Genomic DNA, 16,129 nt, shown 5'->3' on the forward strand with positions numbered 1-16,129 from the left:
TAATATATTAGCTTCTGCAACCTCTTCTAAAGTTGAGTGAAATGTTTTTACAAGTTGGTGAGGTAATTTATTTATAAATCCTACCGTATCTGTTAGCAAGAATGTCTAATTTTGTTTCCCCAGCACCTCTATTTTTAAGACCACTACCTCGTCCTTGGCGACCCAAGGATTCCCTAATACCAATTAACCGGGGCAGCCTATATTGTAATTTTGCTATTTCTACCTGAAGCTATGCCTCTTTCGTTTTAGCCCTCTTAGCAAAAATATCTAGAATCAGAACAGTTCGATCTATTACTCTGCATTCTAAAACCGCCTCTAGATTACGAATTTGTGAAGGTGTTAATTCATCATTAAAAATTACTAGGTCTGTATTTTTATCTTCCAGTAGTGCTAATACCTCTTGAATCTTCCCCTTACCTAAATAATGTAATTTATTAACTCGATTCAAGTTTTGAGTAACTTCGCCAACTATATCGATATCACATGCACCTGCTAGATTAGATAATTCCTCCATTGAATCTATAAAGTTTTTCTGATTATTAACATTAATACCTACTATTATTGCATTTTGTTTTTGCTCCATATATCTTCCTCCATTCAAATATAATAAGAACCCCACCAATCAACACAATCAAAGATTGCTGATGGGCCCCAGGAACCTTGTTGTATTCACAATAAAAAAACACAGGCTTCTACCTGTGCTTTGAGTAAACGAAAGATATGTTGCAAAAAATGAAAAATACCCTATTGATATTAATACCTTAACTTATCCATGCATCTCCTAATTTTGTTGTATCCCATTTATCATTTATATACTCTATAACTAAACCGTCATAGCCAATTGCACCACGACCTGAGCGCCACTTAGATATATTCATAGTTATAGAATTATTTTTTATAGGTTTATCTTCAATTTTAAATAATATCCCTTCTTCAAAATATAGATCTTTAATGTATCCTTCCTTTTCAAGCTCCTCAAAGGTCATATCTAAAACCTTAAAACCATAGCTTTCAATTTTCTTTAACAGCTCAGTTTTTCCTTCATCAGTTAGATTTACCATTTTTGATGTATCTATAGCAATATATTTTATATTACTATTAAGCCCAATGTCTTCTTTATACAACTTTTCAATAACTGTCACATATGCCTCAACTATATGAATATCTTGTTTTTCAGTACTTACAGAAGGGTTATCTCTATTATGCTTCTCTAGTCCAACTATATCAGCATCTCGGTTTCCAGTACAGCCTATCGAAAATACTGTTATAGATAAAATAACCAGTATTAATATCTTTTTCATAATATTCCCACCTTACTTTAAATTTACATAATTAGACGAAGTATTATTGAATTTGTTCCAATTATCTATATCCTACATACTTAGACTATTATCACAGTTCAAGGTATATATTAAATAGTAAAAACCTAAGTTCTTAAAAATTCTAGAACTTAGGTTTGTTTTTATATATATAGTATTATTCTACCTATAATTTACTTGCAACATATTATAGCAGAATTAAATGTTTGTTTATTCAATACTTTTTTAGATTTTCTAAAATAATTAGCTCTCTCGTCAGCTAACTATAATAATTTTTTTAATTCCTCATCCCTTATAAAAAAAATCAATTTTACTATTAATAATACTCCTGCACATATAGGTAAAATCCATGTAGGAATATGATCTATTAAAATACCTGCCAGTAATAGCCCTATGGGGGCTATACCTACAGCCATAGTACCTACTAAGCTGAATACTCTACCCCTAACTTCATCTGGTATAAGTCTTTGAAAAACCACCATAATAGGAATGTCAATAAATGCTACAACCATGCCACCTAGTCCCATAACTATCATATAATAAACAAAATATACACCCTTAGAATATCCACTAAATATTGGTATTACAGGCAGTGCTACGGCCATTAGTATACATATAAATATAGTAAACATTACAACTGTTTGTTTAAATATCTTATCCCGTTGGGGTAAAAAAGATAATAGTATTGAACCTACTAACATTCCCACAGGCCAAAACCCCTTAACAGTACCATATTGACTAGAAGATAGCTCTAAAGTATTTGTTAGTATATAGGGTAGTGGTACTGTAATCGAAAGTTGCATTGAAAAGTTAATAAGCAAAGAAAAAGACATAATGCTAAACAACACTTTGTTATTTCTAAAAAATTGAACCCCTTCCTTTAACTCTTGTAACATAGGCATGGTGTCTCTTTCCTTATTTCGCTCTTTTGGCCTATTATACTCAAAATCTATAAAAGCCTCAGATATTGCAGATAAAATAAAACAAATACCATTAAAGAATAGAAAACTCTGTATATTAAAAAGTCCATATACTATACCACCTAAAAATGGCCCACTAATAGACGCTATAGATGTTATACTTTGAGATAAGGAGTTAAGTCTAGTTAAATTTTTATTATCAACTAAATTTGGCTTACTAGCTTCCATAGCCACATCAAAAAATACATTAGCTGTTGACAATAAGAAGGAAAATAGATAAACATAGTGAATTTTTATTCCATCAAATTTACTCAGTATAAAAAATGATAACATCAATATACCACATATAAAATCCATTCCAACGGAAATTTTTTTACGATCAAATCTATCAGCAATTACCCCTGCAATAGGCCCTATAATAATTCTCGGTAGCATACTAAAAATAATGCTACTAGCAAAGGTTAAACCCGAGTTTGTTTTTTCTAGTACATATAGACCTATGGCAAAACTATATATCTGTGTTCCAAAAAGTGAAACAAACTTTCCTGCAACAAATAAAATTAAATTAGCTTTGTCTGAAGTAGTAGACTTCTCTAGTAATGTATCTTGTCTAGCTTCCATAATATTACCTCCAAATTAAAATTTATAATTTTTAAAAAGTTGTATGTTGTATTTTGAAATATTACATAAGGTTTATCCTTAATACTACAATCTCTTCCTTACTTATATTTTAACTTAGAGCGTATACACAAGCACAATACCAATTATTCTATTTTTTTCATTATAAAAAATAGAAAGGTTGGGTTAACCCCATCTTTCTATACGAGTATATTATTTTAAAATGTTCTACTTTTCTCCACAGTAGACAAGAGTATAGAACTCGTGTCCTTCCATCATAACTTCGTACTTAGATTCTATAATAATGGCTCCTACTTCCTTTACTTCAATGTTATTCAATGCTAAGTTTTTTATCTCGGTTTTATATGCTCTTTCTTCAAAAAACTTTCTAGAAGTAGGTGGTGCAGATTTTAATAGCTTAGAGCCAGATTTTACATAATAAGAGCATCCTATTAATTTGCCTCCCTTTTTTATTTTAGGAATTAATATGTTATCTAAAAATTGGTCACTCTTTAAGCTATAGTTTAAAGAAGTCAAATAGTTTACAATGTAGTCAGCACTTTCATTCTTAATAGGTAATTTACTAAGATCAGAACAAATAAAAACAAATTTACAATCTAAAAAGTGCTCCTCTAGATACGCCTTTATAAACCTAATTCTATCAATATCATGATCTGTTACTATATAAATACTATTTGGTTTTACATAGGACAAAAATTGTCTCATAAAAAAACCTGATCCAGTTCCAAGCTCTAGTATTATTCTATTGTCCAAAGCGTCAATATCCATAAAATTAATAATTGAATCTATAGACTTATATATGTGATTTATCAGGGAAGCATCTGTTCCCTCCACATATTCCCCTAATGTAGCTGCTGGTTTTACTGTACTATCTAAACTCTCTTTGTGAATCTTTTTTCTATCTTCATCATCTAAAGATACATAGATTCCATCTTCTATATTACCTCTATAACCACATTTGCACCTAAAATATCCTTCCGTTATCATATTACTTGTAACTTTCCCATCCTCTAATTCTAGCGGAATATCACATATAGGACAGCTAAGGTATTGGATAAATGATATATGAATTCCTGTTTTAACTCCACTAACCTCTAAGATTTCATCAATACTATCAATTTCATTAATTCTGTTTTTTAATATCTCTAATGCCTTTTGAATTTCGCGTTTCTCTTCATCTAAAATATTTTTTTTATCTAGTAAAATACCTCTAATATAAATTTTATCTTCCTTGTATCTTAATTGAGATAGTCTTGAATATCCAATGATTCTCTGAATTTCAGATAGTGTAAATTTCAATTCTTTTAGTTGTAGAATTTCTTTTAAATCCTTTTCTTCTTTCTCTCCAAAGAAATAATGTCCTCCACTTTTTTCCGGAAGAAGAAGTTCTATATCCATGTAGTGCCTAATAGTATCAATAGTAAGGTTATATTTTTTGGCAAATTCACCTATTCTCATCCCAGTATCCCCCTAAATAGTATTTAAACCTATACTATCTTTTCTCCACAAACTCTAGTCTTTCTCTATCAGGACCTTCAAAAAATATAATTCTCATATTTTCTGTTACTTGAATAGGTTTATCTCCTAAAATATTTACACCAGATTCTTGGAGCTTTTTAATTTCCTCATCTAAGTTATCTACAGTAAAGGCAATATGATCTACTACACCAGCACCTCTCTCTTCGTACTGGTTAAATTTATTAATCAACTCAATAACACCATCGCCAGATCTTAAAAATATGAGCTCTCTTTCTTCATTTTTAAGTGTGCCTACTACTTCGCAACCAAGAATATTACAATAAAATTCAGTTGATATTTTACTATCCTTAATCCTAACACCCACATGATCCATTTTATACATTTTTTATTCCTCCAATCTATCTTTTTTATCCCAGAATTCATCTATATGATATGATAAGTTCTTGCCATTATTCGCCCTTTTAAAATGTTTCCATTCTGGTGGAAATAACCTTTGATAACTATGAGACGTAAATCTATCATCAATAAGGCAAACTATACCTTTATCTTTTTCTGTACGTATTACTCTACCTGCTCCCTGCAATACCTTGTTCATACCTGGAAATAAATAGGCATATTCATATCCCTTATTCTTTTTATCATTAAAATAATCCATTATGAGATTTACCTCTAGAGAAAGTTGTGGAAGTCCAACACCTATAATTATTGCACCAATCAATCTATCTCCTACAAGATCTATTCCCTCAGAAAATATTCCACCTAAAACCCCAAAGGCAACTAAGGTATTATCGAATTGTATTTCAAATCTATTTAAAAATTCTTCTCTTTGTTCCTCTGTCATAGTAGACTCCTGCGCAATAACAGCAATATGAGGATATTTTTCCATAAATAGATCAAAAACCCTTCTTAAATACTGGTAAGATGGAAAAAAAACAAAATAATTTCCTTTTCTACCTTCCACCACATTAGCAATAGTATCCACTATAGGCATATAACTATTATCACGATCTCGATATTTAGTGGATATATAATCTGCTACAATAAGACATAGATTGTCAGAATCAAAGGGCGAACCTAATCTGACACAATAATCTTCTTCATTACCACCAAAAATTTCTTTAAAATATTGTAACGGAGTTAATGTAGCAGAAAAGAAAATTGCTGACTTTCCTCTTTTAATAGCCTCACCTAATAGGTAGGAAGGATCTAAACAAAATATTTTTAAAATAACATCTCTATTCTTTTTTTCCACATATGTAAGGTATCTTTCGTCATAAAACTCTGCAATTTTCAAAAATGTAAAAGTATTAAAATATAACTCTAATAAGTCTTCATAACCTTCTTCCTTATTTCCTTCTTTAAGCCATTCCTCTGCTTCCCTAATAAAATTACCTAACAGCGGATAAATTTCTTTCGGTTCCTCCTTTTGCATATAGAACGAAGCTTCTCCACACTGTTTATTCATACTAATCATAAATGTATTTAAGTGATGTAGCGCCTTAGATATTTTAGGGCTCTTATCCTTCATAATACGCTTTTGATCCAAAAATGCTTTTTTATTTAATTCAGCTGAAAACATTGTTCTCGAACGATCAACTAGGTTATGGGCTTCATCAATTAAAAAAGTATAATCTCCCTTTTCATCCATAAAAAATCTTTTCAAGTATACTCTAGGATCAAAAGCATAGTTATAATCACAAATTACTCCATCAGCCCATAAGGCAATATCTAAAGAAAATTCAAAGGGACATATATTATGTTTTAGGGCATATTTTTCAATTACTTCTCTTGTAAAGCCATCCTCATTATTGAATAAATCCTTCAGCCCATCCCGTAACCTATTAAAATGACCTTTAGCAAAGCCACATTCCTCTGGAGTACACTTCTTCCCCTTCTCAAAACATATTTTATCCTTAGCAGTTAGTGTAACGGTTTTAAACCTTAAGCCTCCATCTCTCATTTTACTAAAAGCTTCCTCTGCCACCTGTCTAGTAATGGTCTTAGCAGTTAGATAAAATATTTTCGATGTAATGCCTTCACCAATTGCCTTAACCGTAGGAAATAAAGTGGATATGGTTTTACCTATTCCAGTTGGAGCCTGGGCAAAAAGTCTTTTTTCTTCCCTAATCGTTCTATAAACTGCTACAGCTAATTCTCTCTGTCCTTTACGGTAATCTAAAAATGGAAATTGTAACTCTTTAATACTTATATCTCTTTTAAGTTTCCAAGTTTCTAATGTATCAACCCAGTTATAGTAATCTTTAATTAATTGGTAGAAAAAGACTTCTAGCTCTTCAAAATTAAAGGATTTACGAAATTTTTTTGTCTCATCTGTATCTAAATTATAATAGGTTAATTGAATATCTATTACTTCTAAGTTTTTCTCCTTAGCATAAATATATCCGTAACATTTAGCCTGTCCCCAATGAGTTAGACTTTTGTTTTCATCTAACAGGTCTAAGGATATGGTAGTTGATTTTATCTCATCTACTACAACATTATTTTCCTCAATTAAAATTCCATCTGCCCTTCCCTGCACAGTCATTTTATAGCTTTCATACTCAAAACTGTACTTTAATGTAACCTCTGGGGTATATTCCTCACCATAGGATTTTTGTATCTTCTGATGGGCCCTTGTACCCTCTAATGCCCTACTACTTCCAGTAAATCTACTATCTAAATCCCCCGACATCAATACAAATTCTACTAAGCTACGGATAGATATTACTACTTCCTTATGCTTACCCAATATTATCAATCCTTTTCATTATACACACATATTTGTCTAATTCTATTTTAGCTTATTTATCCCATAGCTAACAGTTCTAAATATTTAATAATATATTTTTCAATTAAATCCAAGCTTTATGTCCTCCTAAGATTTTATATTTTTTATCAGCTTATATCATTATCATGTGTATATTTCTATATAAACTAAATATTATATAGAAGGCTTTAAAATACTAGCTTGTATGCTAAATATTAATTTTGTTAGGGGGATTGCTATGAAAAGATCATTAACAGCTTCTGTAATTGTTTTTATCATTATACTCGTATCCTTATTTTCTGTTATTAGTAGTTACAACAAATTAGTTACCATGGATGAGCAGATAACTTCTAGCTGGAAGCAGGTAGAAAATTTACTACAGCGTAGATATGACTTAATTCCTAATCTAGTTGAGGTTACTAAAGGTTATGCAAAACACGAGGAGGAAATCTTTACACAAATAGCAAAAGCTAGGGCCAGAATTCAAGACGGAGGAAGTAGAGAGGATTTGATTAATGCTAATAATGAGCTTTCTGGTGCCCTTAGTAGATTACTTCTTGTCGTAGAAAATTATCCAGATCTTAAGGCTAATGAACAATTTATACGACTTCAAGATGAATTGGCCGGTACAGAAAATCGTCTAGCAGTATCTAGACAGGATTATAACAAAACTGTAGAGACATATAATAAGAAAATCAGAAAATTTCCCACAAGTATTATAGCTAAGGGTTTTAATTTTGAACGTCATCCTTACTTTGAAATGGATCAAAATGCAAAGGAAGCTCCTAAGGTAAAATTTAATTAATTAACTCAAGCTAAAACCATCTAATTAATAATTTTTAGAGGGGGATTTTTATGCAAAGTATATGTACAAAGCGAAGTAAATTAATATCACTGTTTATATTAATTTTTATTATATCAATTGTTCCATCCTACGGAATATCTATCCCTAAAGTACCTACAAAAGATATATTTGTTCAGGATTATGCTGGAATTCTTTCAAAAGAAGTTGAAAATAATTTACTTAAATTAAGCAGTATTTTAAAAGATAGAACTTCATCAGAATTGGTTGTTGTAACTATTTCATCTTTAGAAGGCCATACAGTAGAAGATTATGCCTTAAGCCTTTTTAGAAAATGGAATATAGGTAGTGGGGCAAAAAATAATGGTGTTTTACTTTTAGTTGCATATGATGAACGTGAAACCAGAATTGAGGTAGGCTATGGTTTAGAAGGCGCTATAAATGATGGCAAGGCTGGTGCTATTTTAGATAAAATGATACCCTATTTTAAAGATGGTAACTATGATGTTGGAATCACTGTAGCTCATGGGTTAATATTAGAAGAAATAGCAAAAGAATATAATATAGATATGTCGGATGTTTTTATAAAAAATGATATTTCCTATTTTGATCTAGAAAGTACTAACAATCCTATTCCAATATTAATATTGCCACTTATTTTTTTGTTTTTTATATTTATATTTTCTAGGATAATGGGCATGGGATTTTTTCAGGTTTTATTTATGCTTTTAAGTATTTTAGGAAGGGATAACCATAAACACCGTGGTGGCCGAAAACCCCCTGGTGGCTTTGGCGGAGGAGGTTTTGGTGGAGGTTCCTCTGGTGGTGGAGGTGCATCTCGGAAATGGTAAAAGTCCACTGATGCTACCTGTTCTTATAAAAATACAAACCTAAGTCCTCAATTTTGAGAACTTAGGTTTTATTTCATGATGACTTACTATTCAGTAATAGCTCTTGGTATAGCTACAGCTTCCCTTTCTTCTACATGTAATTTTATGCTATCCCCTATCTTGTCTATTACTTCTTTTAATTCTGCCTCTGCTTCTTCTTTAGAGCTAAATTGGCCTATTTCAATTAAAAAGCTTCCCTCTTTATCCTTTAATACTCTTACATCCTCAAATCCGTAAAACATTTCTTCTAACTGTCCAAATTCTTCACCAAATGAATAGGAGTTTGTTCGTACTGAATATATTGGAGATACATTACCCTTTGTGCCATCTTCTGATAAATTGACTACTATTTGACCAGGCTCCTCATATTCTTCTACTGTAAAGTCTACTGGTTGATTAAATACTATATTAAACCTAACGGCTGAGTCGTCTAATGTAATTAATTTATATACATCCTCAACATATTTACTGTTAATTATTTCTTTAAAATCTTTTTCTGCCGTTAAACTTCTAGCCCCGCTAATGGTAAAGGTCATTGTATAAGGATTTTCATTATAGGAAACTTCAAAGTGTGGAGCATTTTCCATCTTTTCCTCCCCAGCTGAAAAATCGATAATTATCTGTTCTCCATTTTTTATTTCTTTTAATGTAATAAATTTAACATCAGCACCATCAGTAATTTGACCACCTTGGCCTATACCCTTATTAATTTGTAGAATTTGAACTAAGTTGCCGAGTATTGGTATATTCCCCATACTATCTGCAAAACTAGGAACCGTATTAACACCTGTAGTAAAGATTATAAAACCAGCTGCGATTCCTACCATTGCTTTTTTCAATCCATTGTTTCGCTTTTTATTTTTTACATTTTGACTATACATTATTTCATTTCTCCCCTTTCTAAATGCCTCATCAATTACTTTATCTAATTCATTAGGAATTTCTATATCATCATATATCTTTTTTAAATCGGATGTTTTATTTTTCAATTGCATCGCCCTCCTCCAGCTGAATTTTTAGCCTTTGTAATCCACGATAAAGCTGAGCCTTTATTGTATTTATAGGTAAATTTAATGTGGCAGCAATCTCCTTCAGTGTTAAATCCTCAAAATAACGAAGAATTATTACTGTTTTATATTTTATATCTAATTTTTCTAAGTTCTGCCTCAAATCCAAGATCGCTTCCTTATCATTTTCTTCTACAGGAAAATTTTCTAGTTCACTTTTTTCTATAGAAATTACTTTTTTACTTTTATTTAAATGGTCAATAGCACAGTTAATAGTAATTTTGGTTAACCATGTACTAAAATATTGTGGATTTTTCAAACTTCCAATAGCAGTAAAGGCCTTATATACCGCATCATGAACAACATCTAGAGCGTCCTCTTGGTTGTGTACATAACTATAAGCAATTTTATAAATATGCTCCTTCTTTATTTGAATAAGCTCATAAAAACTATCTCCATCTCCCTTAATTGCTTTTTGTACAAGTTCATTTAACATAGTAACCTCCTTATAAAAAACTTTAGTTTGCATGGCCATGTTAACTTTGTTTCTAATAATTAGACATAAATCTATATCAAAAAGTTGCATTGTATGCAAAAAAACTCCTATATTATATTAGGAGTTTTTTGCAACTATAATTTGCTTTTAACCGATAAAATCTTTCCATCTATAGTAGATTCCTTATCTCGTCTATCATCGATTTTCATACTAGTGGAAACTCTCATAGCTCCTTCGCCAAACGGAACATTGTGAAGCTTTTTAGCAACTTCAAATAGCTTATCTATGTCACCTTCTATAACTGTAGACATAGGAGTTAGTTGATACTTTATACCTTCCTCTAATTCTAACAATTTATGACATGCAGCTACATATTTGCTAACGCTAGTATCTCCTGTACCTAAAGGTGCTACTGTAATTTCTAAAAGTGCCATAATACCCCTCCAAAATATATTATTAGTATAACTAAGTTATACTAATAATATTATATCAGAACTAAGCATTTAATTATTTTATTAGGTTGTTGAATAACTAAAATTACCAGTATAAAAGTTACCCATTTTTTAATATTATGTTAAACATTATACAAAAAAACACCCCGAAAGGACGACTGTAATGATTATAACACTTAACAAACTACTTGATAACTACGTTTATTTTCTCTGTAAAAAATTATAAAATATACGATAATATTGAGTATGTATATTAGAAACTATTAACTGTATATTTTTCTATTTGTATATATTTTAAAAATATAGGATATGACCAATAGTAGAAATAATCTAATCAATATACTTATATCTACTCCTACTGTTAATACCCTAGAAACTTTTGAAAATATCATATTGGAAAAAATATTATTAAAGTTAAAAACCATTCCACTTAAAAATAGTACAAAGGTCATAAACAAAGTTGCAAAAGTCATTATTCTCTCGAAAATAAGAGTTAATGATATCATAGTACAGTAGATAATGATATTTAACACTGTACTCAAAAAGATATAATATAAAATATTAATTACTTTTAAATCTGAGTTCAGTTCAATTGGAATGAAAATACTCATAAACAAAAGAGATACTATTAATACTAAAATAGATTCTATACTATAAACAAAAAACCTATATAGATATATTTTCCAAATACTAGTTTTAGTGTAAATAAGATTTTTAAAATAATCTGCCCTTATTTCAGATTCTACATCACTTACAGCATTTAACATAGAATTATATAATATATACCAAGTTAGAAACCTCAAGACCATACTTAAATTAATACTACCAGCACTATAATACAGAGCAAAAAGTAGCCCTGATAAATAAATCATATCTCCTATCTTTCCGGATATAAAATCCATTCCATAGTTTTTGGACTCTAATGTATACCTTACAAATTCGTTTTTTAAACTATATAAAATCATACTAGACATTATAAATCAGTCCCTTCTCAATACTATATTTAACGGCCTTCTTTAGAGTAAAGGAACCTAAACAACCCCAAATAATACATTGTAATATTAATAAACCAAGATAAGTAATATCAAAATTCCCTAGAAACAGATTACTTATTAAATATCTTAGATTACTGAAAGGTAGAATTCTGTTAATAATATTTAAAAATATATTGTTAGAGATTTCAACGGTTATTCCTGAAAAAAATAGTATGAAATAGTCTAATAGTCCTATAAAATTACCAGCTCTTTGATAAACCGTAACTAGACTACAAAACAAAAATCCCATACCATATGATGTAAATATAGTTAGAAAGATACCCAGAATAATATATATCCAACTTAAAATATTTAAGCTACTAAAATTATAATTGCCTAATAAATAGAGTAAAAAAAATACAGGAACGCCCTTTACTATGTCTATTATTATTTGAACTATACTCCTATGGAATAAAACATTCACAATAGATGTTTTACTTTGGATTACGCTTACTAGAGTTCTATCAAAAACTTCATTTTCTAAATTATATGTAGGAATACTCATGCCATGAGTAGCAAAATACCAACAAAATAACATAAAAAAAATAATTTCTTTATCCTCTACAAAAAGATATTCTGTTAATGTATAGAATAGTATAATCAAAGAAGTATTAGCAAATATAAGATTAAACTTATATTTTATACTTTCACCCAGTTTTCTTTTTACCTCCAAGAATATGTTATTCATAACTAATCACCCTATAATATATATCTTCTATATCTAAGTTCTCACTATAAAACTCTTGAATATTAAGATTTTTTACTATTAAATCCTTATCATCTTCCTCATAAACTTGAGCTACTACCCTATCCCTATCATAAGCATATCTAATATTGTCAATTTTCAACTCTTCTAGACTATTTAAGTCGCTCATAGGGATTACGATCTTGTATTTTTTGCTTCCTTTATCTTCTATCAAATTGTAAATATAATCATCGGCTATAATTAATCCATCTTTTAAAATGATACATCTTACATCTAAATTTTTGATAAAAGCAAGGTCATGAGTAGTTAAGATAATTGTTCTGTTCTTTTTATTAGAAATCTTCTTTAAGTTATTTAACAAAAAATCAGAAGTTACTAAGTCTAAGCCATTGGTCGGCTCATCTAATAGTAGAACTTTCGGATCTGTCAATAAACTTATAATAATAGATAACTTTTGCCTATTACCTTGTGAAAGCTCAGAAACCTTTTTGTCTAGATGTTCCCCAAATTCAAATCTGTTGATTAAATCCTCTAATTCCACCTTCACTGCATCCATCTTGATCTTATTTAATCCTAAGAAATATCTTATATTTTCCAACGAAGTTAAATAATCATAATACCCCTTACCACTTTCTTGAACAAATTTTGTGATATTCCTCATCTTTTTATCTTTATTATCTATATCAAATACACTAATTTCTCCAGTATCTTGATACAGTAAACCAGAAATTATCTTTACTAAAGTACTCTTACCCGAACCATTTTTTCCTAGAATCGCTACAATTTCTCCTTCCATTATTCTCAAATCATCTATTTCTAGTACAGTTTCAGTATTATATAACTTTTTTAAATTGCTTATTACAATACTATTCATAGTAAATTCCCCCTAAATCTAAAAGCAAGTTTTCTATTTTTTTTAATTACTTATTAATATTAATGTCCATGAGACACAGAATTATTTCTCTTGCCTTCCATTGGCTTTGCTGATATAGGTTTAATAATTAATTACATGTTATAACCTTTAATGAATATAAATCGATTTTTTACATATATTTACCATATCATCCCCCATTGTAGTTTAACATTTTTTGAAAGTCAAGTACAATTTCGAATTGGGATAATATTCTGATTATGTATAAAGATAGTACTATAAAAAAGAATAATTTACCTATTTTATTTGCTCCCTCTTAACAAATTGCACCACCTTGTACATTTATATCCTGATTATTATTAATAACTGCTTGTATAGCAACTGTAAGTCCTTTAACAATATCCTGCACATTCATACTTGGAGTGTTAGCTTTCTCTAGTACTTGTTCAACTATATATGGAATGTGTATAAATCCTGCCTTCATATCTTGTTTATACTTATTTACATAGTATAGAGCACCATACATTAAGTGATTACATACAAAGGTTCCAGCTGTATTAGACACAGCAGCAGGAATATTTGAACTTTTCATAGCTTGTACCATTGCTTTTATTGGAAGATTTGAAAAATATGCTGGTGCACCGTCTTCAAAAATAGCTGTATCTATAGGTGCATTGCCTTCATTATCTTTAATTCTTGCATCATCAATATTAATAGCTACTCGCTCTACAGTTATTTGGAACCTTCCTCCTGCTTGTCCAATACAAATGGTGATATCTGGATTTTCTCTCTTTATAGCATCAAATAATACATCAATACTTTTTCCAAATACTGTAGGAATTTGGGTAGTAACGATTTCAGCTCCATTAATCTCTTTGGGTAATAATTTTATCGCCTCAGTAGCTGGATTAATACTCTCTCCACCAAATGGATCAAATCCTGTAACAAGTATTTTCATTTATTTGCACTCCTTTTTTTCTAAATATATATTAAAATGCCATAATTTTAATTAAGAGAATATGAAAGCCTCTTACTTTTATCTATAGCATATACTACATTTTTATAATATATTTTAATTTTTTATAAATTTCAACAAAAACAATCCTCTACATACCTATAAATATTTTTCTGTCAATAATTTTGACAAATTTCATAGATATGTAGAGGATTAACTGCTTTATAATTTTTATTCCATATCCTTCAAGTCTTCAGCTATAATTAGTTGCGCTTCTGTAGCCGTTTTAACTTCGTCTAAAGTAAACTCAGGATTTAATTCCTTTAAGACTAATCCTTCTCTAGTCACTTCCATTACACCCATTTCAGTAATAATTAAATCTACCTGGGCTACTGCAGTTAACGGAAGGTTGCATTTCTTCAATATTTTTGGGTTACCTTTAGCGGTATGTTCCATAGCTACTATTACCTTTTTAGCTCCAACCACTAGATCCATAGCTCCACCCATACCTGGAACCATTTTACCTGGTATCATCCAGTTAGCAAGATTACCTTCCTGATCTACTTGAAGTGCTCCTAATACTGTAGCATCCACATGTCCACCTCTAATAATAGAAAAAGACATTGTACTATCAAAAAATGCTCCACCTTCTTTAATAGTTACGGGCTGACAACCGGCATTAACTATATATGGGTTTTCTTTACCTACTTCTGGTGCAGGACCTAAACCTACAAATCCATTTTCGGATTGTAGTATAATATCTACATCCTTATCTATATAGTTAGCTACCATTGTAGGAAGTCCTATTCCTAAGTTAATTACATCACCATCTTTAAGCTCCTTTGCTACTCTCTTTGCGATAAATTCCTTTATTTTATTTCTATCCATTATTTTTCACCCCTAACTATATAATCTATAAATATGCTAGGTATAACTACTTCCTGTGGTGCTATTTGTCCAACATCTACAATTGTTTCTCCTTCAATAATAACTGTATCCGCCGCCATGGACATTACTATATTAAAGTTTCTAGCAGCTCCTTCATAGTATACATTTCCTTTTTTATCTACCTTGTTACCAAAAATTATCGCTATATCTGCTTTTAGCGGTAGTTCCAACAAATATGTTTTTCCGTCTATCTCTATTTTCTGTTTTCCTTCTTCAACTAAGGTTCCTACTCCTGTAGGTGTTAAAAACCCACCTAGGCCTGCACCAGCCGATCTTATTTGTTCTACTAGTGTTCCTTGTGGAACTAATACAACCTCAGTTTCACCTGCATTCATCTGCCTGCCTGTTTCTTGATTTGTCCCAATATGAGATACAATAATCTTTTTAAACTGCTTGCCTACTACCATTTTCCCTACGCCCAAATCTGGAAATGCAGTATCATTACAAATTAAAGTTAAATCTTTTACCTCTTTTTTTACCAAAGCATCGATAATCTTATGAGGACTACCTGATCCTAAAAATCCGCCCACCATAATAGTCATACCATCTTTAATATGACTTATGGCTTCTTCTATACTTACAATTTTAGTCATAACGCCACCTCCAAATTTTTATGATAATATCATTTTAGAATTAATTATTTAATCATCTATGGCAACTATATTTAATTAAAAAGCAATTGTTATGCCAAAGTTACATATTATGATTAAATTAAAATAAATCTTTAAATTTCAATATTATATAGATTAGTTCCTTATAATAAACTAAATTTTAAAATTCATAAGATTCTAGTAACTTAATATATGTATAAAAAAATCTACAACTTTATATTAGTTGTAGATTT

18 protein-coding genes are annotated in these 16,129 nt (G+C 30.1%); 2 read left to right on the top strand and 16 right to left on the bottom strand.

Annotated features, from left to right (window positions below):
* Positions 1-67 precede the first annotated feature (67 nt).
* The 7 genes from HYG84_RS20720 to HYG84_RS02345 all read right to left on the bottom strand — a co-directional run bounded on the left by HYG84_RS20720 (position 68) and on the right by HYG84_RS02345 (position 7,106).
* Positions 68-217: a hypothetical protein gene (locus tag HYG84_RS20720; protein WP_334301092.1), complete on the bottom strand. Its 150-nt coding sequence runs from the start codon at positions 215-217 to the stop codon at positions 68-70.
* Between the two features lie 12 nt (positions 218-229).
* A complete protein-coding gene (locus tag HYG84_RS20230; protein WP_249168696.1) occupies positions 230-583 on the bottom strand; it encodes a hypothetical protein in 354 nt (117 codons plus the stop codon).
* 178 nt (positions 584-761) lie between these two features.
* Complete coding sequence (locus tag HYG84_RS02325) at positions 762-1,301, bottom strand: hypothetical protein (protein ID WP_212380457.1); 540 nt, start codon at positions 1,299-1,301, stop codon at positions 762-764.
* Between the two features lie 281 nt (positions 1,302-1,582).
* Positions 1,583-2,860, bottom strand: coding sequence for an MFS transporter (locus HYG84_RS02330; RefSeq protein ID WP_212380458.1), 1,278 nt, complete (start codon positions 2,858-2,860; stop codon positions 1,583-1,585).
* 225 nt (positions 2,861-3,085) lie between these two features.
* Complete coding sequence (locus HYG84_RS02335) at positions 3,086-4,336, bottom strand: MerR family transcriptional regulator (protein ID WP_212380460.1); 1,251 nt, start codon at positions 4,334-4,336, stop codon at positions 3,086-3,088.
* A gap of 34 nt (positions 4,337-4,370) precedes the next feature.
* Entirely contained in the window at positions 4,371-4,739 is a 369-nt protein-coding gene (locus HYG84_RS02340; RefSeq protein ID WP_212380462.1) for a VOC family protein, read from the bottom strand.
* A 3-nt stretch (positions 4,740-4,742) separates the two neighbouring features.
* Positions 4,743-7,106, bottom strand: a complete 2,364-nt coding sequence (locus HYG84_RS02345) for an ATP-dependent DNA helicase (RefSeq protein WP_212380464.1) — start codon at positions 7,104-7,106, stop codon at positions 4,743-4,745.
* Positions 7,107-7,362: 256 nt separating this feature from the next.
* Between HYG84_RS02345 and HYG84_RS02350 the strand changes: the two genes are divergently transcribed.
* Positions 7,363-7,929, top strand: a complete 567-nt coding sequence (locus HYG84_RS02350) for a LemA family protein (protein WP_212380466.1) — start codon at positions 7,363-7,365, stop codon at positions 7,927-7,929.
* 50 nt (positions 7,930-7,979) lie between these two features.
* The gene (locus HYG84_RS02355) at positions 7,980-8,777 is read left to right on the top strand and encodes a TPM domain-containing protein (RefSeq protein WP_212380468.1); all 798 of its coding nucleotides are present in this window, start codon (positions 7,980-7,982) and stop codon (positions 8,775-8,777) included.
* A gap of 86 nt (positions 8,778-8,863) precedes the next feature.
* Here the strand turns inward: HYG84_RS02355 and HYG84_RS02360 are convergent, their stop codons facing one another.
* From HYG84_RS02360 to HYG84_RS02400, 9 genes are all read right to left on the bottom strand, one after another.
* Positions 8,864-9,805 (bottom strand): DUF4179 domain-containing protein, encoded by a 942-nt coding sequence (locus tag HYG84_RS02360; protein ID WP_212380470.1) that lies wholly within the window; start codon positions 9,803-9,805, stop codon positions 8,864-8,866.
* Positions 9,795-10,319 (bottom strand): sigma-70 family RNA polymerase sigma factor, encoded by a 525-nt coding sequence (locus HYG84_RS02365; RefSeq protein WP_212380471.1) that lies wholly within the window; start codon positions 10,317-10,319, stop codon positions 9,795-9,797. Before HYG84_RS02365 ends, HYG84_RS02360 begins: the two co-directional genes overlap by 11 nt.
* A gap of 134 nt (positions 10,320-10,453) precedes the next feature.
* Positions 10,454-10,753, bottom strand: coding sequence for an MTH1187 family thiamine-binding protein (locus HYG84_RS02370; RefSeq protein WP_212380473.1), 300 nt, complete (start codon positions 10,751-10,753; stop codon positions 10,454-10,456).
* A 281-nt stretch (positions 10,754-11,034) separates the two neighbouring features.
* On the bottom strand, positions 11,035-11,736 hold the full coding sequence (locus HYG84_RS02375) for a hypothetical protein (protein WP_212380476.1): 702 nt from the start codon (positions 11,734-11,736) through the stop codon (positions 11,035-11,037).
* A gap of 1 nt (position 11,737) precedes the next feature.
* Positions 11,738-12,493, bottom strand: coding sequence for an ABC transporter permease (locus HYG84_RS02380; RefSeq protein ID WP_212380478.1), 756 nt, complete (start codon positions 12,491-12,493; stop codon positions 11,738-11,740).
* Complete coding sequence (locus HYG84_RS02385) at positions 12,486-13,385, bottom strand: ABC transporter ATP-binding protein (protein ID WP_212380480.1); 900 nt, start codon at positions 13,383-13,385, stop codon at positions 12,486-12,488. Before HYG84_RS02385 ends, HYG84_RS02380 begins: the two co-directional genes overlap by 8 nt.
* Before the next feature lie 313 nt (positions 13,386-13,698).
* A complete protein-coding gene (pcp, locus tag HYG84_RS02390; RefSeq protein WP_212380482.1) occupies positions 13,699-14,340 on the bottom strand; it encodes a pyroglutamyl-peptidase I in 642 nt (213 codons plus the stop codon).
* Between the two features lie 228 nt (positions 14,341-14,568).
* A complete protein-coding gene (locus tag HYG84_RS02395; RefSeq protein ID WP_212380484.1) occupies positions 14,569-15,225 on the bottom strand; it encodes a 3-oxoacid CoA-transferase subunit B in 657 nt (218 codons plus the stop codon).
* On the bottom strand, positions 15,225-15,878 hold the full coding sequence (locus tag HYG84_RS02400) for a CoA transferase subunit A (RefSeq protein ID WP_212380486.1): 654 nt from the start codon (positions 15,876-15,878) through the stop codon (positions 15,225-15,227). The genes HYG84_RS02395 and HYG84_RS02400 overlap by 1 nt, the downstream gene beginning before the upstream one ends.
* Between the last annotated feature and the right edge of the window lie 251 nt (positions 15,879-16,129).

This window comes from Alkaliphilus sp. B6464 (assembly GCF_018141165.1).
In the GTDB taxonomy this organism is placed as follows: Bacteria; Bacillota; Clostridia; order Peptostreptococcales; family Natronincolaceae; genus Alkaliphilus_B.